Origin of the sequence: Psychrobacter sp. S1-30-MNA-CIBAN-0213, assembly GCF_040309845.1 — a bacterium.
Lineage (GTDB): Bacteria > Pseudomonadota > Gammaproteobacteria > Pseudomonadales > Moraxellaceae > Psychrobacter.
Genome location: NZ_JBEOPE010000017.1, coordinates 1 through 24,418 on the forward strand (window position 1 = coordinate 1; position 24,418 = coordinate 24,418).

Annotated in this window: 15 protein-coding genes and 1 tRNA gene; 1 reads left to right on the forward strand and 15 read right to left on the reverse strand. The window is 43.3% G+C overall.

The annotated features are described in order from the left end of the window. Positions 1 to 297 precede the first annotated feature (297 nt). The 6 genes from AAEY87_RS12935 to leuS form a co-directional block, all read right to left on the reverse strand. A tRNA-Lys gene (locus tag AAEY87_RS12935) sits at positions 298 to 373 on the reverse strand. Positions 374 to 685: 312 nt separating this feature from the next. Next, on the reverse strand, positions 686 to 2,635 hold the full coding sequence (locus tag AAEY87_RS12940) for a MacB family efflux pump subunit (protein ID WP_350657493.1): 1,950 nt from the start codon (positions 2,633 to 2,635) through the stop codon (positions 686 to 688). A gap of 234 nt (positions 2,636 to 2,869) precedes the next feature. Continuing rightward, on the reverse strand, positions 2,870 to 4,198 hold the full coding sequence (locus AAEY87_RS12945; protein WP_068326179.1) for an efflux RND transporter periplasmic adaptor subunit: 1,329 nt from the start codon (positions 4,196 to 4,198) through the stop codon (positions 2,870 to 2,872). A gap of 262 nt (positions 4,199 to 4,460) precedes the next feature. After that, a complete protein-coding gene (locus AAEY87_RS12950; protein ID WP_350657472.1) occupies positions 4,461 to 5,537 on the reverse strand; it encodes a DNA polymerase III subunit delta in 1,077 nt (358 codons plus the stop codon). Positions 5,538 to 5,710: 173 nt separating this feature from the next. Further along, entirely contained in the window at positions 5,711 to 6,400 is a 690-nt protein-coding gene (locus AAEY87_RS12955) for an LPS-assembly lipoprotein LptE (protein WP_350657473.1), read from the reverse strand. A gap of 53 nt (positions 6,401 to 6,453) precedes the next feature. Then, a complete protein-coding gene (gene leuS, locus AAEY87_RS12960; RefSeq protein WP_350657474.1) occupies positions 6,454 to 9,192 on the reverse strand; it encodes a leucine--tRNA ligase in 2,739 nt (912 codons plus the stop codon). Between the two features lie 211 nt (positions 9,193 to 9,403). On the opposite strand from leuS, the gene AAEY87_RS12965 reads away from it, so the two are divergent. Next, positions 9,404 to 9,796 carry a Spx/MgsR family RNA polymerase-binding regulatory protein gene (locus tag AAEY87_RS12965; protein WP_350657475.1) on the forward strand — a complete coding sequence of 131 codons (393 nt, stop codon included), beginning with the start codon at positions 9,404 to 9,406 and terminating at the stop codon, positions 9,794 to 9,796. Positions 9,797 to 10,019: 223 nt separating this feature from the next. Here the strand turns inward: AAEY87_RS12965 and AAEY87_RS12970 are convergent, their stop codons facing one another. From AAEY87_RS12970 to AAEY87_RS13010, 9 genes are all read right to left on the reverse strand, one after another. After that, positions 10,020 to 10,253 carry a hypothetical protein gene (locus tag AAEY87_RS12970; protein WP_068034718.1) on the reverse strand — a complete coding sequence of 78 codons (234 nt, stop codon included), beginning with the start codon at positions 10,251 to 10,253 and terminating at the stop codon, positions 10,020 to 10,022. A gap of 15 nt (positions 10,254 to 10,268) precedes the next feature. Then, positions 10,269 to 11,180 (reverse strand): acetylglutamate kinase, encoded by a 912-nt coding sequence (argB, locus tag AAEY87_RS12975; protein WP_068034720.1) that lies wholly within the window; start codon positions 11,178 to 11,180, stop codon positions 10,269 to 10,271. A gap of 147 nt (positions 11,181 to 11,327) precedes the next feature. Continuing rightward, positions 11,328 to 13,325 carry a phosphohexomutase domain-containing protein gene (locus AAEY87_RS12980; RefSeq protein WP_350657476.1) on the reverse strand — a complete coding sequence of 666 codons (1,998 nt, stop codon included), beginning with the start codon at positions 13,323 to 13,325 and terminating at the stop codon, positions 11,328 to 11,330. Between the two features lie 263 nt (positions 13,326 to 13,588). Beyond that, a complete protein-coding gene (gene dut, locus AAEY87_RS12985) occupies positions 13,589 to 14,053 on the reverse strand; it encodes a dUTP diphosphatase (RefSeq protein WP_350657478.1) in 465 nt (154 codons plus the stop codon). Between the two features lie 165 nt (positions 14,054 to 14,218). After that, on the reverse strand, positions 14,219 to 15,622 hold the full coding sequence (mgtE, locus tag AAEY87_RS12990) for a magnesium transporter (RefSeq protein WP_068034727.1): 1,404 nt from the start codon (positions 15,620 to 15,622) through the stop codon (positions 14,219 to 14,221). A 142-nt stretch (positions 15,623 to 15,764) separates the two neighbouring features. Continuing rightward, on the reverse strand, positions 15,765 to 17,798 hold the full coding sequence (locus AAEY87_RS12995) for a UvrD-helicase domain-containing protein (RefSeq protein ID WP_068034729.1): 2,034 nt from the start codon (positions 17,796 to 17,798) through the stop codon (positions 15,765 to 15,767). Between the two features lie 313 nt (positions 17,799 to 18,111). Continuing rightward, positions 18,112 to 19,119 (reverse strand): porphobilinogen synthase, encoded by a 1,008-nt coding sequence (hemB, locus tag AAEY87_RS13000; protein ID WP_068034731.1) that lies wholly within the window; start codon positions 19,117 to 19,119, stop codon positions 18,112 to 18,114. Between the two features lie 225 nt (positions 19,120 to 19,344). Beyond that, positions 19,345 to 21,177, reverse strand: coding sequence for an efflux transporter outer membrane subunit (locus AAEY87_RS13005; protein ID WP_350657479.1), 1,833 nt, complete (start codon positions 21,175 to 21,177; stop codon positions 19,345 to 19,347). Further along, positions 21,174 to 24,407: an efflux RND transporter permease subunit gene (locus AAEY87_RS13010; RefSeq protein ID WP_068034735.1), complete on the reverse strand. Its 3,234-nt coding sequence runs from the start codon at positions 24,405 to 24,407 to the stop codon at positions 21,174 to 21,176. The genes AAEY87_RS13005 and AAEY87_RS13010 overlap by 4 nt, the downstream gene beginning before the upstream one ends. Positions 24,408 to 24,418: the final 11 nt, after the last annotated feature.

Here is a 24,418-nt window from a genome sequence, read left to right on the forward strand (position 1 = left end):
GCCGTCCGCGATTCGAACGCGGGACCAATTGATTAAAAGTCAACTGCTCTACCAACTGAGCTAACGGCCCTGAGAAGCGTATAAAAAAAGCACTGCTTTTTTAGCTTCGCAAGAGAAAATCCTTTAAATAGGATTATCTAATACTTATGCATATAATCAATATATCTGATTGTATGCAAGAATAATTTCCTTAAAGGGAAATTATATAAAACTTGAAACCTAAATAAGGTCTTTCAAACTAATTTATTAAACAACTACCGGATAGGGCAGAACGCTTAATAAGGATTAAACTAAAAATGGTGGGCCGTCCGCGATTCGAACGCGGGACCAATTGATTAAAAGTCAACTGCTCTACCAACTGAGCTAACGGCCCTGAGAAGTGTATAAAAAAAGCACTGCTTTTTTAGCTTCGCAAGAATAATTTCCTTAAAAGGAGATTATTTCAAACTTAATTTCTTTATATATCGACTTATCAATATCAACAGAGACATCAAGTTTGTTCTCTCGTTTAAAGAATTTGTATCCCTAAACGTGAGAGCACATTATATATATTATTATGACAATTACAACCCCGCATTTTAAAAAAAGTGCAAATCTCACATAAAAATTTAGATTTCTTTCTTTTTTTACTGTTTTATCTATTCTTAACCCTTTATATCTTATATGTTGCTTCATAAATCATTAGCTAATCTCTAGAAAGTGCTTCAACGGGATCAAGTTTGGCGGCATTTCGTGCTGGCAAAAATCCGAAAACAACCCCAATCAGCGTTGAGCAAACAAAAGCAGCAATAATAGAAGTTGGCGAGTAAATAACTTTGAAGCTATCGCCGCCAACACGGTTGATTAATTCACCAATGGCGAATGCCAACCCAATACCCAGTAGACCACCTAAAATACAGACCAACACAGCCTCAATCAAAAACTGTTGCATAATGTCATTTTGACGCGCACCAACTGCCATACGCACCCCAATCTCGTTAGTACGCTCGGTAACTGATACCAGCATAATATTCATCACGCCAATACCGCCAACTATCAGTGAGATAACGGCAACTGATGAGATTAGTAGCGTCAAAGCGCCTGTTGTTGACTCGATAGTTTGACGTATAGAGTCTGAGTTGCGAATTTGGAAATCCTCTTCACCATGACGGCTCTCTATTAAGTCAGAGATTGCAGACTCAGCCACACTTGAGGAGACATCATCACTTACCAAGGCCACAAATCGATCGATATTGGTACTGCCTCTAATACGTGACATTACGGTGGTATAAGGCATGTATATGGTAGGCGTAGTAAGATCTGCGCCAAAACCGCCATCATTTTCTTCAAGCACACCAATGATTCGCCCTGGAACGCTGCCAATTAATATTACCTCGCCAATAGGATTGTCATTATCTGCAAAAAAGGTTTGCTTGGCATTGTCATCTATAATGATATCTTGGCTACGCAAGTTAATACTTTGCTCGTCGAAACCTTGGCCGAGTGCTAAGGTCTCACCAGTGACTTGTAGGTAGTCTTTACCGACACCATTGACGGTAGATTCCTCTTGTATGTTGCGATAGCGAACACTGGAGTTGGCATTAACCTGCGGACTAACACTGGTAATATAGGGCTGATTACCAACCGCTTGTGCATCCTCTGGGGTCAGGTTGTCATCATTGTAACGACGTCTTGGATCGCCCCTAGGGTAACCATCACTAACGGTAATGGTGTTAGTACCCAGTGAGCTGATATTGGCAAGAATCTGCTGCTGGGAGCCTTGACCAAGACCTACAATAGAGACGACAGCAGCAATACCGATAATAATACCCAGCATGGTTAGCAAGGTGCGCATCTTATGGGCTCGCATAGCAAGCAAAGACATCTTAAATGCTTCGAACAGACGATCAATAAAACTAGCAAACGCGCTTTTGCGGTGATTGTCTAAAATGGGTTCGGGTTTAGCATCAGTTTGTTGATAATTGTCATTTTTATAATCAGCAATGACATAGCCGTCTTTGAGCTCAATTACTCGTTCAGCTTGTGCAGCAAGGTTTGGGTCATGAGTAACCATGATGATGGTATGACCTTTTGCATTTAGGTCGTGTAATATTGCCATCACATCTTCGCCAGACTTACTATCAAGCGCACCAGTTGGCTCATCGGCTAAGATGATATCACCACCATTCATCAAGGCCCTAGCGACAGAGACACGTTGTTGTTGTCCGCCTGAAAGCTGATTGGGGCGATTACCGACTTTATCCCCAAGCCCTAAGTCGGTAAGTAACTTTTCGGCACGGTTAATCCGAGCTTCCGTATCCATGCCAGCATATACGGCAGGGACAGCAACATTGTCTCTTGCACTGATATCACCAAGCAAATGATAGCGCTGAAAGATAAAGCCAAAGTGCTCACGGCGTAGCTTGGCAAGCTCATCAGCGTCTAACTTACGTGCTGACTTACCATAGATTTTATATTCACCAGCTGTTGCTTGATCGAGGCAGCCTAAGATATTCATCAATGTGGACTTGCCAGAGCCAGATTGCCCGATGATAGCGACCATTTCGCCTTGATTAATGGTTAAATTGATATCGTGCAAGACGCGAATGGTTTGCTCACCTGCAGGAAACTCTCGAATAATACCCGACAGTTGCATGATAGGCTTGTCAGCTGCCGATTGAGTATGATTCTGTGAGTCAGGTTTTCTAGTGGCGTTAGCACTGTTGGCAGACGCTTGTTGCTCTAAGCCTTGGCTGGCTTCACTGTTAGACGATGGTTTAGAAGATTGAGATATAGTCATAGCAATGTCTTTAATCAAGGATGATGAACGTCGCTGCAGTAGGGCTATCGTGCTTAAGCCCCATTGCAACCAACATATACAAAGAGCAAGTTACATTCCTGGTGGACCGCCACGCATACGACCGCTACCAGAACCTTTGGCACTACCTTCACTGATAATGACTTGTTCACCTTCTTGTAGACCACTTAGAATTTGTGCATTTACTCGGTTATCAATCCCTACAGTTACTGCGCGTTCTTCTACTGTTTCATCGTTATTTAATACGCGTATGAATTTACTGGTTTTAGCTTTTTTATCGGCTTTATTTTTAGATGGTTTTTCTTGCACTGCAGCTGATGGTACGAGCAACGCGTCTTTGGCTTGGTCGATAACAATATAAATTTGCGCCGTCATATCAATGCGAAACAATCTGTCAAGGTTTGGCACTTCCACGTAGCCCACATAATAGATAGCAGAGTCCGTTGAACTGGTCTCACTAATTTTCTCAGGTGCTGGTTCAATAGCAGTCAGCACTGCATCATATTGCTGGTCTGGATTACCAATGATATTGAAATAGGCGGGCATACCAGCTTCAACATTGATAACATCGGCCTCAGAGATTTGTGCATTGATACGAACCGTTGATAAATCCGCTAAAGTGACCAGTGTCGGTGCGGTTTGATTGGCATTAACAGTCGTCCCTTGCTCGGTAGTAATAGAAACGACGGTGCCTGATATAGGCGCACGGATGGTGGTATAACTGAGATCTTCCTCTGCCGTACTTACATTAGTTTGCGCTTTACGTAATGCTGCCTGTTGGCCATTAATATTAGCCTGCGTAGTGGCAATAGCAGCCTTAGCAGTATCTATAGCAGCGCGCGCATTAGCAACCGCGGCTTTTGCTGTTTCAACGCTAGTCGCTTGAGTGTCATACTCTTGCTGCGAAATCGCATCGATAGCGACTAAGTCTTGCAAACGTGCGAAGTCTGACTGTGCTTGCTTAAGCTCAGACTGGCGGCTGGCAAGATCAGCATAGGCACTTTTTAGACCAGCTTGACGGCTTAATGCTTCTGCGCGTGCACTTTGTAATGCGGCCTCACTTTGCTCAAGGCTAGCTTGCTCATTGCTTAAGTTATTATTTTGAGTTACTTGATCGATTTGAGCAATAAGATCGCCTTCTTGTACTTCATCACCAACCTCAACGTAGAGACGTTTTACTTCACCAGATACCTGTGCACCGACATCAACGGTATTGAGGGCTTTGACTTTCCCTGAGGCCATGACATTGTTTTCGATATCACCAATCTCAGCAGTCGCTGTCAGATAGTTGGGTTTTTCTTCTTCTGGTTTTAGAGTAGTGTAAGCTAACGCCGCCAATGCTACGACAATCAGGACAATGACACCCCATTTAATAGCAGACTTTTTGCTCATTTTACGCATAACAACAATCCAATCACAGTGAACTCAAGTGTATGTATAGTAGAGACTTCATAGGTAAAAGGGAATGGCAATTAGTTTAAGAAAGGTTAAGGTTGTTTTGAAAAAACAAGAGTGTGGAAGGTAAGTTTAGCCTGAGTATAGATTATCTAGAGTGGGCTATATAAGGATCAGTCGAAAATAAGAAGGCTAATGGTAGTGATTGTTGATTTAATTGGTTTTACAATAATGATTATAGAGAGCGGGTAAAACATATTTCTAATACTTATTGCATAGCGAACAACCTTCGCCCTGATAGCTCTAACGCTGCTTGCAACAGTAATTCCCAAGCTGGCTGACGAACCAGTCCTTTGATCGCTTGGTCACAGCGATAAAGCAGGGTAGGCCATTCGGCAGTATAGGCTTTTGACTGACGGCGGCAAGCTTGTTGATATAAGCCTTGTTTGCTGCGCCATATGCCAAGAGCTTGTGGGTCTTGTCCATCCATCAATTGCATAATCTGACGCATGTCCTTGCTAATCGCCCAGAGCACTAAGGTCGTTGGCTCATCAGTGGCTTTAAGCTGAAAGATGATTTTTGCCACTTGTGGACTATTACCAGCAAGCATTGCATCCGATAAATCAAACACGCTAAATTGGGCATCACTGACTAAGGCGGCTTGTAAATCTTTTATATCCAAGGCGACATTGGTAGCAGGCTTTGTAGATGTACCATGCTCTTGACTGGCATCATCACCATTCGCCATTAGTTGTGGCGCAAACAGATAAGAGAGTCGCCACAGTGTTTGATAGGCACTTAACAGATGGTGCTCAGTATGTGACATAAGCAGTTGCCAAGCCTCTTGAGACAGCTTTAAGCCAAACTGTTGAGCTTGTATTTGCAATAGCTGTTGACGTTGTTGTTCGTTGTATAAGTTGCAATCAATAACGTGACCATATTGAGCAAACGGTGCAAACCATTTACTGCTTTGAGACCGCTTGTCTTGTTTGGATGTTAACCATAATAAACTATGACTATGCGCACCTGTTTGCGCGTCCTGAGCGAAGCGTTCTAACTCAGCGATAACGGTTTTGTCAGGTTTATGATTACCAGTCACGATGAGCGCGCTTGCATCATCAAACAAAGACTGGCTACCCAGCTCTGATAATACTTCTTGCCAGCTTTTCACCGATATCAGCTCTATACGCTTGATGGCGTAGTTTTGCGCGCGCCAATGTGGACGTAGTGCATCGATAAGCCATTGACTCAGTAACGGCTCATCTCCGTGTGCCAGCCACAAGCCTGCTACTGCAACTGAGGGTTGTAGTAGTTTTGGATAGGCTTGTATAAAGGTATCTTGCATAAGTATTGAGCTATAACCTTTTAAAATTAAAATAATGCCAGACTCAAAAACAGGCTTAGCTTTGTCAAATTCGTTTAGTCTACTAGATGTAGTGCTTACACTTGTTTTTTTAGCTATTCTAATTTTCGGGCATGGTTTAAATTATAAGGCGACGGTAAGCGACATCACAAGTATTATGAGCTTGGCGCGATTACAGTGGTCTTTTCTGGACTTTTAAGGGTTTGAGAAGACTTATTGGCACTAGCAGGCGCAACCTTAGGCAAAGAGATGGCGACATACTGATCAGTAATACGGCGCGCTAAACTATCATATAGCCAGTCACGGATTTGATCGCCTTGCTGATCGTCGGTACTGACTGATGCTTCATTATATTGATAGCTGCGCTCAACTTGAATAGGGTTGCTTAGCCTTACAGGTTTGCCGTTTTCGACAGTGCGGTAACTGACATCAGCTGATAATACTAAACGGATCTCTGTTAATACACCGACTAATTCATAACGTTTAAAACGTACATTGTTGACAGTAATCGTAGCGATTTGCTCAGCGTTTGTATTGCTTTCGACATTTGCGTTTTCGATTATAGCCATACTATCAACCACATCGACACCTAAGGCTTCTAGACGCCGTGTTAGTGGTAGTTTTAGTGGGAATGAGGTGCGATTGTCTTCGATAATTACCGCTGTCTTGGCAACATCAAATAGCATTGGCGTATCATAACCGCGCAATTGAAAACCGCAGCCGCTAAGACTTGCTGTCGCACCAAGCAACGTAAACATCGGCAAGCTGGCGAGTAACGCTGTCGCTAGTTTTTGTCTGCTTGATTTCTTTTGATGTGACTGCACAGCTTGATGCTTATCTAACATAATCGCTATCCTTATTTTGATAAAAAGGCTTAAAGCACTAAGTGTTAAAAGGTTTAGCCTGCAACCACAATATTAACCAGTTTATTAGGCACGACGATCTCTTTTTTAATCTCACCGGTAAGGAATTTTGCCACACTTTCCATTGTCCGTGCTTGTGCTTTTAGCTGCTCTGGATCGCTGTTAGGGGCTACATCCATCTTGCCGCGCATTTTACCATTGACCTGCACAACCATCGTGATCATATCCTGCACAAGGGCACTTTCATCAACGGCTGGATAGTTTAGTGTTACTGTATCAAGCCCTAGCTGCTCAAGTAAGTGCTCACCGACGTGCGGTGCATATACTGATAACATGATAAGCAAATCAATCAATGCTTCATGCTGTACTTGCAGATCTTGCTCACTATTGGCGCTGAAGCTAGCAAGTTCGTTGGCAAGCTCCATAAGGCTTGATACTGGTGTGTTTAATGCTAGACGATCACCTAAGTCACTATCAATCTTGGCTATCGTTGCATGAGTCTTACGGCGCAAACCTTTGGCAGCTTTGCTTAAGCCGTCAATATTGAGGGCTTCTTTGTTTAGCGTATCAAGGTCTAAGTTCGCTGCAGTGAGTGCTTGCATGTGCTCAGTCGCAATACGCCACACTTTTTTAACGAAGTTATAAGGACCTTTTAGTGCATCATCTGACCATTCTAGTGTTTGATCAGCAGGAGCGGTAAATAGCGTGTATAGACGAACCGTATCAGCACCGTATTTATCAATGGTTATCTGCGGATCAACACCGTTATTTTTTGACTTAGACATTTTTTCAATTTTGCCAATTGTTACAGGCTGTCCATCTGATTTTAGGATAGCTTTAATCGGTTGTCCGCGCTCGTTATAATCAATATCAATGTCTTCAGTGAAGTAATAAGTTGTACTACCATCCGTATTAACGCGATAGAAAGTGCCAGCAAGTACCATACCTTGAGTCATAAGGTTAGCAAATGGCTCATCGCCTGATACCAGTGACTCATCGCGCATTAGCTTGTGGAAGAAGCGTGCATAAAGCAGATGCATAACGGCGTGCTCTACACCGCCAACGTATTGATCGACAGGCAACCATTTGTTAGCAGCAGACTTATTGACCATGTTTTGCGAGTCGTTCGGGCTAGCAAAGCGCGCATAGTACCAGCTTGACTCAACGAAAGTATCAAAGGTATCGGTTTCACGCTCAGCAGGATTGCCACACTTAGGGCAAGTAGTATTAACAAACTCTGGAATATTTTTAAGGGGATTACCACGTCCATCAGGTACGACATCAGTCGGTAAGACGACTGGTAAATCTTGCTCTTCAACAGGTACCGTGCCGCAATGCTCACAGTTGACCATTGGAATAGGGCAGCCCCAATAGCGCTGGCGAGATACACCCCAATCACGCAGGCGATACTGAATCTTTTTATTAGCGAGACCTTGCGGTTTAAGCTTAGTTAGCATTGCTTCAAACGCTTGCTCAAAATCCATACCGTCAAATTCATCTGAATTGACTAGGGTATTGCGCTCAGTATAAGCAAGGTTTGGCTCAGAACCATCTGTTTTGGCTTCGGCGATAACGGACTCAGCATAACCATCAGGGGACTTGATAACTTGCTTGATAGGTAAGTTGTATTTAATAGCAAACTCGTAGTCGCGCTCATCATGCGCTGGCACTGCCATGACCGCACCTGAGCCATAGCTCATTAATACGTAGTTAGCAACCCAAACAGATACTCTTTCGCCTGTTAATGGATGGGTAACGGTTAGCCCAGTATCCATACCGATTTTTTCAGCTTTAGCTAGATCGGCTTCAGCAACTGAGCCTTTTTTACAAAGTGCACAAAATTCAGCAATCGCTTCACTATGTTCAGCAGCGTATTGCGCTAGCGGATGTTCAGCGGCAACTGCTACATAAGTGACGCCCATTAAGGTATCAGGGCGAGTAGTGAACACGTCTAAAGTGTTATCTTCCCCAGCAAGCTCATAAGGAAAATGCACTTCCATACCTGCACTACGACCAATCCAATTGCGCTGCATGGTTAGTACTTCAGATGGCCAATGACCCTCTAACTGATCTAAATCATCAAGCAACTCATCGGCATAATCGGTGATGTTAAAGTAATACATTGGGATGTCGCGTTTTTCGACCGCAGCGCCACTACGCCAGCCTTTACCATCGATGACTTGCTCATTGGCTAAGACGGTATTATCAATCGGATCCCAGTTGACGGTAGCAAGCTTCTTATAGACTAGACCTTTTTTATATAACTGTAAAAATAACCACTGCTCCCATTGATAATACTCAGGGCTACAGGTAGCAAATTCACGTGACCAATCAATGGATAAACCAAGCAGTTTAAGCTGCGCGCGCATGTTATCGATATTGGCAAACGTCCATTCGGCAGGTGGGGTCTGGTTGGCAATCGCTGCGTTTTCAGCTGGCAAGCCAAAACCATCCCAGCCCATTGGCTGCATGACTTCATAGCCTTTTAGGCGATAATAGCGGCTTAATACATCAGAGATCGTATAGTTACGCACGTGACCCATATGTAGCTTACCACTTGGGTAAGGGAACATAGACAGCATATAACGACTTGGCTTATCACTTGGCTCATTACTTACTTCAAAGCGTTTGTCGGTCGCCCATTTGGCTTGCTGCGCAGATTCAATCAGCTGCGGCTGATATTGGGTGCTGTCAGTAGCAATATTATTAACGTTATTAGCGTTGGCATTAGCATTGTTAGTATTAGATTGGTCTGCTGTCACGGCGTTGCTCATAGTCGGCTCGGAATTGGTTAATACAGATAAAAATAGGTGAAATTTTACAATGCCATAGCATAGCGTAATTTGGTGAAAATTGCGATGATATGATGGTTTGCTTGCGTGATATGTTTGGCGTTTAAAAACTGATTATAGCTAAGGTTGCGGTCTACAACTAGCCAGTCTTGGGTATAATAAAGAGAATAACGATAATTAACTTGGAGTTCCAATGACCATCACTATTTACGGTATCAAATCTTGTAGCACCATGAAAAAAACATTTACTAAGCTTGATGAGCTGAATGTAAGCTATGATTTTCACGATTATAAAAAGCAAGGTGATGATAAAAAAGGTATCGATAAACAAAGTGTCCAGCGTTGGGTAGATGCGCTTGGTATTGATAAAGTGTTGAATAAGCGGGGGACGACATGGCGCAAATTAGATGATGAGCAAAAGCAAGCAGCTGATGCCAATGTAGACAAGGCTATTGAATTGCTAGTAGAAAATACTAGCATGATTAAACGTCCAATCGTAGAAGGTAAACTGGCAGATAAAAATAAAGGTCGACCGATATTGCTTTGCGGCTTTGATGAAGAAACGTTTGACATGACTTTTTCATAAAAAGGCTATTCTAAAGGTGATGGTCGCATTAATGTTGCTTATGTCTCAGGGCCAAATGGTCGTTTAGATGGTGACCGTTATGACAATGAGACCTCGTACTTTACTGAGCGTAAAGGTAATCACCGCATGAAAGTGTATGGTAATAGCAGTCATAGCTCCGTAGAGTTTTGCGCTTATTAAGAAATTAGCATTTTTAGGTAAAAAGAGGTAGCAAAACCTGAGCTTAGAATAATCTAAGTTCAGGTTTTATAACCCCCAAGATAAACCAGATTAGGCTAGCTACCCAAATAATTAGCACGTACATCCGAATCTGTTCAGCATTCCAGTCAAGTGCAAACCATTCAATAAGAAAAAACGATTTCCAACCTTCTATCCATTTTGCGCCGCCGTAACCAATTATCCACCAGCAATATAGACTCTCTAAAATAAAAAGCAGACACCATAGCCACAATGCCATTACTTGCTCCTAGTCTCAGCTCATCGATGAACCCAAATCACGACTAATTAACGTGCCGACACCTTCGTTGGTGAAAATCTCTAATAGCGTGGCATGCGGGACGCGACCATCAACGATAACTGCACTTTTCACGCCGCTACGTACTGCATCAAGCGCACATTGAATTTTAGGAATCATACCGCCTGAAATCGTACCATCTTCAATTAAGCTATCGACTTTCTGTGGCGTTAAGCCAGTGACTACTTCACCGTCACGACCTAGTACCCCTTTAATATTGGTCAGCAGCATCAGTTTTTCTGCTTGTAAAAACTCTGCAACCTTACCCGCAACCAAATCTGCATTGATGTTATAAGTATTACCTTCTTCATCAACCCCAAGCGGTGCAATGACGGGGATGAAGTTAGAAGCAATAAGCATATTAATCACATCTTTATTGACGCTAACCACATCGCCGACGTAGCCTAAGTCTACAGGTACCGCAATACCGTCTTCACCGATTTTTTCTACTAGTAGTTTTTTAGCTTGAATAAGATTGGCATCTTTACCAGTTAGTCCAATAGCGCTGCCACCATGCTTATTAATAAGGCTAACGATAGATTTGTTAACACTGCCACCAAGTACCATTTCAACGATATCCATGGTGCGCTTATCTGTCACGCGCATACCGTCAATACGATCAGACTGGCGACCAAGCTCTTTTAACAAATTATCGACTTGTGGACCGCCGCCATGGACGACTACTGGATGTAGGCCGACAGTCTTTAGAAGTACGATATCACGTGCAAATGAGCTTTCAAGTGCAGGATCGGTCATCGCGTTACCGCCATATTTGACGACAATCAATTTACCGACGAAGCGTTGAATATAAGGCAGCGCCGTGGTCAACACTTCAGCGGTGTTTTTTGCATCATCTAAATTAAGCGACATCATACTCTCCTAAAATACAATTATAAAACGGTCGTTACCTACGCATTTTTATACTAATTTTTATACCAGTAATGGCAAAGAATTTATGTTTAAAGCTATTGTTAAATAAATATTGTTTTGAATGATTATTCGTTACTGTTGCTGCTTTTACTCAGCAGAAATAGCGGCAATTTGTTCAGCTATTTGTGTATCAAAGGCCTGACACAATGTCACAAAGCGCGCTTGCACGTCTTTCATGTCGACCAAATTGTCTCCTGCGAAACGTACTGTAAGGCTATGACTGGTATTTGATTGACGCAGTACACCGAAGCCATGAGCAAAGTCTAAACGTACACCATCGATAAAAGATAACAGCGTGCCTTTTGGTAAGAGCTGTTTAGCCTGTGTGGATGTTATCTGCTGTACATTATCGAAGCAACGACATGATGGCAAGGTCATTAAACCCTTTGTTTTTATAATGTCTGTTTGTAAGGTCGCTGCATCCATAACAGAAGACTCAACGTTAGTTTCTTCAACCAAGTGCTGTAGATAATGACAAAACGTAGTCAGATGCTTTACGATTGAACAATGATTAGAAGCATCATCCGACAGTGGTAAGTAGTTGTCAGCAGTACTCACAAGCTTTGGTAAATGTTGCGTAATATCAGTCAGCCGATACGGCAAGGTTGCTCTTCTAGGCGCGCCCCATTCATCATAATTTGGAGGCAGATTGCGGGTAGAGGTCTTAGTAACGATACCTCGTAGTGCGGTAATGTCAGATTTGACAACGGTCGATGCTAGCCAGTGTAGCAAGCGCAGTCCAGCATACATAGCGTCATCATAAACAATAAAATAGTCGTCGTTAAAGATAAAGTGCCCTGATAATTCACCGGCAAATATAGCTTGGCTATTATGAGACTGGAGCTGTTGGCGCAGTAAGCTACTACCCGTTTTACTCATCACTGGTATCGCATCGAGCTGATCAAGTAAGCGTGGCAAATGATGAGAGCACTTTACATCAAACAGAACCTGCGGGGCGTTTGGTTTTTTGTTGAGCGTAGGACGTTCTATGATTGCCACTCGTGCTAATAAATACAGCAAATGATCGGGGGTGACGACCTTACCGCTATTATCAACGATCATCAATCTATCGCCATCACCATCGAAGGCCAGACCTATGTCTGCCTCGTTGATGATAACAGTTTGCTGGAGCTCAGCCAGACGGTTTGGTTCAGTAGGGTCAGGATTGCCTGTTGGAAAATTACCGTCAGGAATATCATTAAGCACAATAACTTGCTTACAAAAGCGTTCAAATAAAGGTTGAGCAATCCTACTGGTTGCACCATTTAGGCAATCAAGAACGATCTTTAAGTCCAGTTTGGTTGCAGTACCACGATTATGAGAGGGGGATTGATTAGTTTGTTTTTCGATACGAGCAAATACTTGCTCGATAGCACTTATATAAGTGGAGGCGACAGTATTAGTAGGCAAGCTGATAAGGTTGCTGGCAAGAATATTTGCATTACAGGCACTAGATGTATTTACTTGAAATTTGTTGTATTGCTGGTTATTTTTGTTATGTTGAAAGCTAGAGTCATTTAAGGAATTATCACTCGTTAGGCTTTGGTGAATTACTTGAATGTCAGCGTCACTAGGGGAGGCATTATTTACCAGCCACTTTATCCCTAGGATGTTCTTTTCAGAATGGCTGGCGGTGACTATAATGCCATGCCCATCATATTGCTGCGCCCAAAATGCCATCATTGGAGTCGTGATAAGCCCCAACTGGATAACCGTTAATCCATGCTGACTTAAACTGCTGGCAAGCATGTGAGCTATGGTATCGCTATCACAGCGCACATCATAACCTATGACCACAGTATTGGTTTGAAGGTTGGCTTGAGGATTCGCTTTATTGATTTGATGATGTTTGCTAGTTAAATGCTTCTCTGTTGCGTGAATGCTTTTTGTATTGCAGTTTTCTAAATGGTTGTTTTTTGAGTGATTGCATTCTAGATGACTACTTTTTGCATGAAAAACTTGCGCTTTATATAGCTGCGCGAAAACCTCACCCAATGCCGCTATAAATTCAGTAGTAAAATACTGGCGCGCCCCGCGAATATCGTAAGCACGAAATAGGGGGAGCTGTGCGGCAAAAGTCGTCATGACTACAAACTCCTTATATCCCTATTAATAGTAAGATGGTGAACCTAGTTAAAAGTACACCGCCGCTGTATATATTTAAACGTTATATAGTCAGTTCAAAATAAAAAAGGTACAAAATTTTGGCGTACTACTGGTATAAATTTTCCTTGCGTGCTGTTTACACAGAGGCTGCGCAAAGTTCATCCCAGTAGCACTGTATTCTTTTTAAATTGAATCGACTATATCTATTTTAATTTAAACGTTTTATTTTAAGTACTGTAAGTTTAATGACGACCCGAATGCCCAAAGCCACCTGCGCCGCGAAGACTTTCATCACTAAAATCTGACACCACTTCGAATTCTGGGCGGGCAACTGGTACTACAATATACTGTGCCATACGCTCAGCAGGATTAAGTACGAAGTCTTCAGTGCTACGATTCCAAACACTGACCATCAGCTCACCTTGATAGTCTGCATCGATAAGACCCACCAAGTTGCCCAATACAATGCCATGCTTATGACCGAGTCCTGAACGCGGCAAAATCATTCCGGCATAATTAGGGTCTTGAATATAGACCGCTAAGCCAGTACCTACCAAATGCGTCGCACCGGCTTTGATGGTCAAAGGCTCATCAAGGCAAGCGCGTAAATCGATACCTGCTGATCCATCTGTTGCACGCGTTGGCATTGGAAAGTCAGGATGCGTACCAATTTTTGGATTTATGATTTTGACTTGTACAGCTTGCATAACACACTCACTTAAGTTTTTTGTAATTTTCATCATACTATTGTATTTGTAAGGCTAATATTAATAGCCATTTATAAACAGATAGCGATTATAGAGAACAACTACTCTCTGTCACGTTGTAATTTTGGACTGAAATTTTTGCTCGCACCTTGCAAAGAGTAACAACTACAGCAGCAACACACTTGCCAGCCCTAAAAATGACATAAAGCCGACAATATCAGTCACTGTCGTCAGAATAACTGAGGCTGATAGCGCAGGATCGATATTCATGCGCTTAAGCATCAGCGGAATACTAATGCCGGATACATTGGCAGCAGTCATATTAATGGCGATAGCAAAGCCAATCACTGCACTAATCTTAACATCATGAAACCACATTTGTGCAATAATCGCCATGATAATTGCCCAAATAAGTCCATTTATTGCTCCAACCCATAACTCTTTATTAAAAAGCCATAAACGGTTGGAACCACCGATTTGACCCATGGCCATACCGCGAATGACAATGGTTAGCGTCTGCGAGCCAGCTATACCGCCCATACTTGCCACTACTGGCATGAGTATCGCCAGCGCTACTACTTTTGCAAGTACCGCTTCAAACTGTCCAATAACTGCAGCGGCGAGTAGTGCAGTACATAAGTTAATTCCTAGCCAGATGCTACGACTTTTGGCACTGGTCAAGATAGGCGCAAATAGTTCCTCATCTTGACTAACACCAGCAAGGTTTTTCATGGTGCTATCGACATCATCTTGGATAATTTCCATGATATCTTCGCCATTTAACTGCCCAACCAGCTCGCCATGGCTATTGATAACAGGTGCAAAGCGAATATCTTCCGAACGAAAAATCGCCGCGGCATCTTGAATATCTAAACGGTCGTTGATAGTAATGGCGTTGTCTGTAAAGCTTGAAACCAGTGATTTTTGATTATGTTTAATCAGATCAACCAGACTTAACAGCCCTAATAACTGCTGACTTTGATCGACCACTAATAACTCTTGGCTTTGATCATCAAGCAGATCCTCGTTTTCTCGTAGCCACTCTTGCACTTGTCCCAAACTAATATCATCTTGAACCTGAATAGTATCAGGATCCATATAGCTGCCAACTTCCCAATCTGCATAGGTATCGAGTTTGTTCACCTGAATGCGAACGTCTTCGTCCAAAGTTGCCATTACTGAGGTACGCACGGTCTCAGTAACCGTCTCTAAAATCTCTGAGATGTCTTGCGCATCGAGATCTTGGGTAAATAATGAGATCTCTTTTGAGGAGATGTTTTCCATTAGTGGTTGACGCGTATCAACCTCTAGCTCAGCAAGAACTTCACCTTTGAGATGGTCAGGAACTTGTGCCCAGATAATTTGTCGATCTTGATTGGGGAACGATTCCAGTAGGTTAGCAATTTCATACTCAGACTGCTGCGCTAAGAATTCAGTAATCGCTGCATACGCATTATCAGCCACCAAACCTTGCAAATATAACAGTTTATATTCAGCGTTATATTCTAACGGATTATATTCTGCCTGCGGTTTGGCTGGTTGTTCTGAATTGGGCGTAGGGGCGGGCATAGGCGTTCCAAAAAATCAAAAATAAATGATAAAAGTAATAAAAATACCAGCCAATGCTTATTAATAAACAAACATTAAACGCTATTGGCAGACCTTTAACTATAAGCATAGTTAATATTAAAAATAAACGTTAAAGCCAGTGTTAGCGATTACCAAGCAATGCACGAATATTAGCCAAGTATTCATCGGCCACTGCTTCTGGATCTTTAGTGGCTTTTTTCTTTTTCGCTTTGGCTGGCCAGTCAATATGATCCTCAGGCAACTCATCTAAGAATCTTGATTCTGAAGTGACACGCATCTGTCCACCGGCGCGGCGCTGGGTAGCCAAAGTCAGTGTCAGCTCGCGACGAGCCCGGGTTATACCCACATACATCAAACGGCGTTCTTCTTCGACTGTTTCACTCATGATAGAGTTGCGATGCGGTAGCATTTCTTCCTCAAGTCCCATGATATACACAAAATCAAACTCCAAGCCTTTTGCCGCATGCAAGGTCATCAAGTTTACTTTATTAGTATTTTCTTCTTCTTGCTGCTGCTCAAGCATATCGAGCAAAACGAGCTTACGAATGATGGTATCAATTGTCCGATCTTCATCTTCTTCGGCACGATTAATTAAAGACTGAATGCTGGTGTAAAGCATGTCGATATTATCGATACGATTCTTTTCTTGTTGCGGCGTTTTGGCATCACTGCGTACAAAGTCAATATAACCAGTTTCATCGATCATTTGGCGTACGATTGGCACAGGGTCAGGATGTTGATCCAGCTCACGAGTATAATGCTCGATGAATTCACCAAACTCTTTTATCGTCCCATAAGCCTTAGACGGCAAGACATGAGCAAGACCGGCGTGAGTACAAGAGGCTAATAACGATATGCTATGCTCTTGCGAAAACAGACCAAGTTTTTCGAGGGTCGCAGGTCCCATGCCGCGTTTGGGCGTATTGATAATACGCAAAAATGCGCTGTCATCTTCAGGGTTTAGGATAAGACGCAGATAACCCATGATGTCTTTAATTTCACTACGGGCGAAGAACGACTGACCGCCGGATAATTTATAAGGAACTTGCAGCTGACGTAACTGTGCTTCTAACATCCGCGCCTGAAAGTTACTACGATAAAGAACAGCGTACTGCTCCCACTCATTACCAAAGCGTAATTTATGAGTGACAATCTCTTTTGCTACGCGCTCGGACTCATCATCGTCATTACGGCAGTTGATAATACGGATTTTTTCGCCTTGACCTTTATCTGACCACAGCTTTTTTTCAAATAAATGCTCATTGTTGGTAATGACTGCGTTGGCAGAAGTCAAAATACGCGTGGTCGAACGATAGTTTTGTTCAAGCATAACGATTTTAAGCTTAGGGAAATCTTCTTTGAGCAGCGCCATGTTTTCAGGCTTGGCACCGCGCCATGCATAGATAGATTGGTCATCATCACCAACGACAGTAAAGCGCCCTTGCGGTCCTACCAGATATTTAATCATCTCATACTGTGCAGTATTGGTATCTTGATATTCATCGACCAATAGATAGCGAATACGGTTTTGCCATTTATCACGCAGCTCCCTATTTTCACGTAATATTTTAGTCGGCAGTACAATTAGATCATCAAAATCAACCGCATTATAAGCGCGCAAATTACGCTCATATAATGCATATAGGGTGGCAAAAATCATATCTTCTGGATCGTCTAAGGTTTCCATCGCCTTGTCAGGATCAATTAGATCGTTCTTCCAGTCAGAGATAAATTTGATAGCTTTACCAACCAGCTCGCGACTTTCAGCGCCGCTTAAATTGTCGCGCATCATGAGCTCCATGAGCAGGCGCTTACTGTCATCGCTGTCCATGATAGAGAAGTTGCCCTTTAGAGGCGTATGAATCAGCTCATAACGTAAAAACTGTAAGCCAAATTGGTGAAAGGTCGATACTGTCAGTCCACGCGTCTTTTCACTAGGCAGCAGTTTACTTACCCGAGCTTTCATCTCGCGCGCCGCTTTATTGGTAAAGGTCACCGCTGTGATGCGTTCGGCTGGCATGTTGCATTCTTCAATAAGGTATGCAATTTTGCGCGTAATAACCGAAGTCTTACCGGAGCCGGCACCTGCTAGCACGAGCAATGGGCCGGATACGTAGAGCATAGCTTCTTGTTGTTTGGGATTAAGTTGACTCATAACGTGACCTGTAAGACAAAAGCAAAAAAGGGTAGGCGCTGATGTGCCCTAGCAAAAAAACGAGGCAGTGGGCGCAATAACGGCAATAAAATGTAGAGGTTAGCGTTGAGACGCCATGAAAATCAGGTGGGTTATTATAAAGCAAAAGCGTGGCTTTTTGGGAGGAGATGGATAAAGCGTTAAAGCGTATTATCCTTAAAACCTAACTACCTTATAGTTGTAGCGAAGAAGATACTAATCGCAGCAATAAAATCGCGCCAACAGGCATAGAGCTGTAGGCGCGAATAGAAGGTTTTAAAAAATCGAGATAAAATTATGCGTTATTCAACTGACGTGCTGCTTCCAATGCAAAATAAGTCAAGATACCGTCGGCACCGGCTCGGCGGAAACCAATTAGCGACTCTAGAATAACCGCGTCACTGAGCCAGCCGTTTTGAATGGCCGCCATATGCATAGCGTATTCACCAGAGACTTGATAGGCAAACGTCGGTATGCCAAAGGTGTTTTTGACTTCACGAATCAGATCAAGGTAGGGCTGACCCGGTTTAATCATAACCATATCTGCGCCTTCATTGATGTCCATGGCAACTTCGTGCAAAGCTTCCGCGCGGTTACCAAAATCCATCTGATATTGCTTTTTATGGCCACCTTTTAAGTTGCCTGCACTACCGACTGCATCGCGGAATGGCCCATAATAAGCAGAGGCATATTTTGCAGAGTAGGCCATGATAGCCGTATTCACAAAACCTTCTGCTTCAAAGGCGTCACGCATGGCTTTGATGCGACCATCCATCATGTCGCTAGGAGAGATGATATCGGCCCCAGCGCGAGCATGAACTAGCGCTTGTTTGACTAACACTTCGATGGTTGCATCATTGATAACATAACCGCTGTCATCGAGCAAACCGTCTTGACCATGTGAGGTATAAGGGTCCAAAGCCACATCTGTCATGACGACCATTTCTGGTACAGCATCTTTTACCGCAGCTACCGCACGCGCCGCAAGACCATTTGCGTCATAGGCCGCTTTGCCATCTGGCGTTTTTAATGAATTATCAATGACAGGAAAGATATCGATAGTCGTAACACCCTCCGCTAATAATTCTTTCGCATAATTAATGAGCAAATCAATTGATAAGCGTTCGACACCCGGCATACTAGCAATAGCCTCACGTTGATTTTCACCTTCTAGTACGAATACTGGCGCAATAAAATGCTTAGGATGTAGCTCAACTTCACGAATCATTGCCCGTACATTATCGTTGTAGCGTAAGCGGCGCAAACGAGTTTCAGGGTATTGGCGGTTAAAGGTATAAGACATAATCGTTCCTTATTATATTTTCAATAATTATCGTTTCAACAGCTTTTCTTTCATTAAAATCAGTTTTATTAAAGCGTGTCATTCTTTATAAAGTTGGTTTGTATAAAACGGTGTTAAATATGGTGAGACTACTATAACCAAAAGCAGCCTATGAAAGCAAAAAGCCCCACCAAGGCGGCAGGGCTAATTGTAAGGTAATCTGTCTACCTCTCACATTACAGCTATTTAAGGCTCAATAATCTGCGTTACCGGTACTTGCTCAACAGGTGTCTCTTGGGTCACGACACCGACGGCAGCATCATTTCTACCATCGTTATTAACATCGACGACAGCAGTAGGCTTAAAGGTAGATGTCGCTGGCGTTTTAGATTGTTTGATTGCCAGTGCTTCTTGTGGAGATGCGACGCGAGCTGAGCTTGCAGCATCTATGGCATAAGCAGCTTTAGCTTTGGCACTGTTCGCAGGCAGACTAGCGATTTGAGCTACGTTAGTATACTGCGGCACAGGAATAGCCGTTGGTATATCTAGATTAGCACCGCCGCCAAGCGCTTGGTATAGCTCGATTTGGCTAACGATTTTTTGTAGCTCTAAATCTAAAATACCTTGCTGGGTTGAGAACAATGAACGCTGAGCATCAAGGACATCTAGATAGTTTGAGATACCTGCTTTGAAGCGTGCATCTGCTATCTGATAGGTTTGTTCAAAGTTATCTTGCAGACGATATTGCGCTGCAAGTTGCTCACCTAGTGTGGCGCGTGTTGCCAGCACATCAGAGACTTCACGGAAGGCTGTCTGAATAGATTTTTCATAACTTGCAAGCGTCTGTTCACGTTCGATTTTAGCCACGTCATAATTAGCATCCAAGCGTCCTGCATCAAAGATAGGCACGCTAACGCTTGGACCAAATGACCATCCAACTGAACCACTCTTGAACAGATCGTCTAAGCTACCGCTACTTACACCGATGCTACTAGCAAGGCTGATGGAAGGGAAATAAGAGGCACGCGCTACTTCGATATTAGCACCAGCTGCTTTTAGATTATATTCCGCTTGCAGAACATCTGGACGGTAACGCAATAGCTCACTTGGTAAACCAGCACTAAAGATTTCATGCGTAGTGATGTTGCTGACCGCAGGCGTTGGAATAAGCTGGCTCGGAATAGGCGTACCAACTAAAAACTGCAAGGCATTGCGTGATTTTAAAATACTGCTTTGCGCACGTAATACAGCAAGTTTGGCATTTTCAAGTGCCGCCGAAGACTGTAATGAAGGTAACTTAGGATCGATACCTGCCTCAAAACGTTTGCTAGCAATAAACAGTGAACGCTCACGACTTTCTACCGTTGCTTCTGCTAGTTTAAGTTGCGCTAGGCTATAGCTTAAATTGGCATAGCTTTGAGCAATATTACTAACAAGGCTAATCTGAGTAGAGTCTTTTGCCGCCGTTGTCGCTAAGAAATTCTGCAACGCTTGATCTTTTAGACTAGAAATCTTACCCCAAAAGTCTAGCTCATAATTAGCCAGACCCAGATTTACGTTATAGCTATCGCTTGTTGTACTTCTTTGGCGTTGGCGAGAATAGCCTGCACTACCATCAATCGTTGGTAGGTCACGAATATCAGTAATTTGATATTGCGCCCTTGCTTTTTCAATCGCTAAACGTGCACTTTCAAAGTCTTTATTGTTTTCAAGACCTAACGCAATCAGCCCTTTTAGGCGCTCATCACTATAGAAGTTCTGCCAGCGTTGACTAGCGAGACTAGGCTGCTCAGCATTGCTAACCGTCTCACGATCGAAAGCACCATAGCTTTGTCCAACAGGTATATTGGGCTCAGCGAGCACAGGGCGCATATCAGCTTTTGGGATCGTGTTGCAGGCAGCCATGCTCATCGCCAGTACGGTTAAACCTATTAAACGACCGCTTTTTCTGCGCACCTGTGAAATAACTGGTCTCACAAATTTAGCAACTGACGCTGCTTGTTTGTTTGTCATTGGGCGCACATTAGCAGCAGTACTGACTACTGCTGTTGAGTTGGTTATAAAAGGTTGTGAACTCATTGTGTATTATCTCCAAAGCTTGCAGGCTGATAACTCTCTGAGGGAGTTGGGTTCTGCGGAGTAGGCGTACCATTGCCGCCATCGCCTTTATCATTTGGCTGATTGTTGTCATATTTGTATGGGAACACACTGCGTACCCAAATATAGAACATCGGGATAAAGAATATGCCTAAGAGAGTCGCCGTGACTACACCGCCTACAACACTAGTACCAATGGCATTTTGACTGCCTGAACCCGGACCAGTCGCCAAGAATAATGGCACAACACCTAGACCAAAGGCAAGTGAGGTCATGATAATTGGACGCAAACGTTGACGAGCTGCGGTCATGACAGCCTCTTTCAGACTATAACCTTCCTCTTGATGGTCTTTTGCAAACTCAATAATCAAGATGGCATTTTTGGCCGATAGACCAACCACCGTGAGTAGACCTACTTGCAAGTAAATATCGTTGGCAAAACCTCGTAGCCAAGTAAATATGACTGCCCCTAGAACCCCAAGTGGAATGACCAATAGTACGGAGAAAGGAATAGACCAGCTTTCATATAGGGCTGCTAAGCATAAGAATACGACTAAGATTGAAAGCGCATAAAGCATTGGCGCTTGTGCACCTGATTTTTGCTCTTCCAATGACATACCTGTCCACTCATAACCAATACCTTCAGGTAGCTGTTCTATCATCGCTTCCATCGAGCTCATTGCTTCACCAGTACTCAAACCGGGCGCTGCACTACCTTGGATGTTCATCGAGGGCAAGCTGTTGTAACGGGTCAGACGCGGTGAGCCAGACTGCCACTCGCTGGATGAAAATGCATCGAATGAAATCATATCATTCATATCATTTCGCACATACCATTTGCCAATATCATCAGGATTGGTACGGCTACTTGCTTCACCTTGAACAAAGACGCGTTTGATACGACCACGATCAATGAAGTCATTAACATAGCTTGAACCCCAAGCCGTTGAGATGACACTATTGATATTACTTAATGACAAGCCATAAGCGGCAGCTTGCTCTTGGTTGATGTTCACCTTAAGCTGCGGTGAATCTTCTTGACCGTTGGGACGTACACCAGCGACTTGGTCATTTTGTGCTGCCATACCTAAGAGCATATTACGTGCTTCAAGTAGCCCATCGTGTCCAAGGTTACCATTATCTTGAATCATTAAATCAAAACCACTGGCATTACCAAGTTCAGTAATCGCTGGAGGTACAATCGCAAAAACCTGCGCTTCATTTAATTGAGTGAAGAAGTAACCCATCGCACGACCAGCAACAGCCTGTGCAGTATTTTCATCGCCGGAACGCGACTCCCAATCAGACAAGCGAACGAATGCCAGTCCCATATTTTGCCCTTGACCAGCAAAACTAAAGCCTGCAATGGTAAAGACAGAGGCAATGTTATCCGTCTCTTGAGTATCGTAATAGTTTCTTACTTTATCGAGGACATCTTGTGTCTCATCAAGCGTAGAGCCAGCAGGAAGCTGAACCAAGGTAAACATAATACCTTGATCTTCTTCTGGTAAAAATGAGCCAGGAATACGTAAGAAGACCACTGCCATGATGCCGATAATAGCCGCGTAGCCAATCAAATATAACCATTTAAAACGAATACTCTTACCCACAAAATTTTCGTAAGAGCGGCTAAGCTTGAAGAAACCACGGTTAAACCAGCCAAAAAAGCCTTTTTGCTTTTCGGTGCTACCTTTTTCATGGCTCTTACCACGTTTGAGTAAAGTGACACATAGAGCAGGGGTGAAGATAAGCGCAACCAGTGCTGAGAGTACCATAGCGGTAATCAGAGTAATGGAGAACTGACGATAAATTACGCCTGTTGAACCACCGAAGAAGGCCATCGGTACGAATACTGCTGATAGAATCAAAGCAATACCGATAACAATCTTACTAATCTCACCCATTGATTGAACGGTTGCGTCTTTGATAGAAATGTGAGGATCTTCTTCTAAGATACGTTCAACGTTCTCTACCACAACGATAGCATCATCGACCAGTAGACCGATGGAAAGTACCATCGCAAACATGGTCAGCACGTTGATACTAAAGCCCGCTACATAAAGCACTGCAAACGTGCCCAGTAATACAACAGGTACGGCAAGCGTCGGGATAATAGTTGCACGCCAGTTCTGTAAGAAAATGAACATGACAATAAATACCAACACAATCGCCTCAATGAGGGTCATGACGACTTGTTCAATAGATAAGCGTACAAAAGGCGTGGTGTCGTATGGTACGACCGAGATTAAACCAGCTGGGAAGTTTCTTTCCAGTTCAGCCATACGCGCGCCAACGGCTTCACGAGTCTCAAGCGCGTTAGCACCACCAGCGAGTGAAATACCCAAACCAGCAGCTTCTTGACCATTATATAAAGAAACAACGCTATAGTTCTCACTGCCAATTTCGACATCTGCAACATCGCCTAAGCGGACTTGAGCGCCAGAGGTATCAGTTTTTAGCAGAATGTTTTGGAATTCTTCAGGCGTTTGTAAATAGCTTTGTACAGTGACCGTCGCGTTAATAACCTGTTGGTCTGTATCAGCAGGTGCTTGACCTAATTGTCCGGCAGATACCTGAGTGTTCTGTGCTCGTATGGCATTGACGACATCAGACGGTACCATGTTATAGCTACGGAGACGTGAAGGATCAAGCCAAACACGCATCGCATAGGTGGACCCGAAAACTTGAACTTCACCCACACCTTCAACACGGCTAAGCGAATCGACGACATTGGAGTTAATATAATCGGCAATATCAGCCCGATCCATAGAGTCGTCTTCGGAAATAAAAGCTTGCACCATCAAAAAGCTGCTAGACGATTTATTAACGTTGACGCCTTGACGCTGAACAGACTCAGGTAGCGAGCTCATCGCCGCTTGAAGTTTGTTCTGCACCTGTACCTGAGCGGTATCAGAATCAGTACCATTTTCAAAGGTGAGTGTTACTGACGCGCTACCGTTTGAAGAGCTTGATGATGACATATACATCAAACCATCAAGGCCTTTCATACGTTGCTCAATGATCTGCACAACTGAGTTTTCGACGGTTTGTGCGTTAGCACCAGGATAGCTTGCACTGACCGAAATGGTCGGTGGCGCAATACGTGGATACTGTTCGATCGGTAAATTAATGACCGATATCACCCCGATGAGCATGACTAAAATAGCCATAACCCATGCAAAAATAGGGCGATTAATAAAAAAACGTGACATAGTATATCCCT

Excerpts from the sequence above, each read along its gene's own strand:
- AAEY87_RS12940 (WP_350657493.1), bottom strand. The coding sequence starts at position 2,635 with ATGCAACTGTCGGGTATTATTCGAGAGTTTCCTGCAGGTGAGCAAACC.
- AAEY87_RS12945 (WP_068326179.1), bottom strand. The coding sequence starts at position 4,198 with ATGCGTAAAATGAGCAAAAAGTCTGCTATTAAATGGGGTGTCATTGTC.
- AAEY87_RS12950 (WP_350657472.1), bottom strand. The coding sequence starts at position 5,537 with ATGCAAGATACCTTTATACAAGCCTATCCAAAACTACTACAACCCTCA.
- AAEY87_RS12955 (WP_350657473.1), bottom strand. The coding sequence starts at position 6,400 with ATGTTAGATAAGCATCAAGCTGTGCAGTCACATCAAAAGAAATCAAGC.
- leuS (WP_350657474.1), bottom strand. The coding sequence starts at position 9,192 with ATGAGCAACGCCGTGACAGCAGACCAATCTAATACTAACAATGCTAAT.
- AAEY87_RS12965 (WP_350657475.1), top strand. The coding sequence starts at position 9,404 with ATGACCATCACTATTTACGGTATCAAATCTTGTAGCACCATGAAAAAA.
- AAEY87_RS12970 (WP_068034718.1), bottom strand. The coding sequence starts at position 10,253 with ATGGCATTGTGGCTATGGTGTCTGCTTTTTATTTTAGAGAGTCTATAT.
- argB (WP_068034720.1), bottom strand. The coding sequence starts at position 11,180 with ATGTCGCTTAATTTAGATGATGCAAAAAACACCGCTGAAGTGTTGACC.
- AAEY87_RS12980 (WP_350657476.1), bottom strand. The coding sequence starts at position 13,325 with ATGACGACTTTTGCCGCACAGCTCCCCCTATTTCGTGCTTACGATATT.
- dut (WP_350657478.1), bottom strand. The coding sequence starts at position 14,053 with ATGCAAGCTGTACAAGTCAAAATCATAAATCCAAAAATTGGTACGCAT.
- mgtE (WP_068034727.1), bottom strand. The coding sequence starts at position 15,622 with ATGCCCGCCCCTACGCCCAATTCAGAACAACCAGCCAAACCGCAGGCA.
- AAEY87_RS12995 (WP_068034729.1), bottom strand. The coding sequence starts at position 17,798 with ATGAGTCAACTTAATCCCAAACAACAAGAAGCTATGCTCTACGTATCC.
- hemB (WP_068034731.1), bottom strand. The coding sequence starts at position 19,119 with ATGTCTTATACCTTTAACCGCCAATACCCTGAAACTCGTTTGCGCCGC.
- AAEY87_RS13005 (WP_350657479.1), bottom strand. The coding sequence starts at position 21,177 with ATGAGTTCACAACCTTTTATAACCAACTCAACAGCAGTAGTCAGTACT.
- AAEY87_RS13010 (WP_068034735.1), bottom strand. The coding sequence starts at position 24,407 with ATGTCACGTTTTTTTATTAATCGCCCTATTTTTGCATGGGTTATGGCT.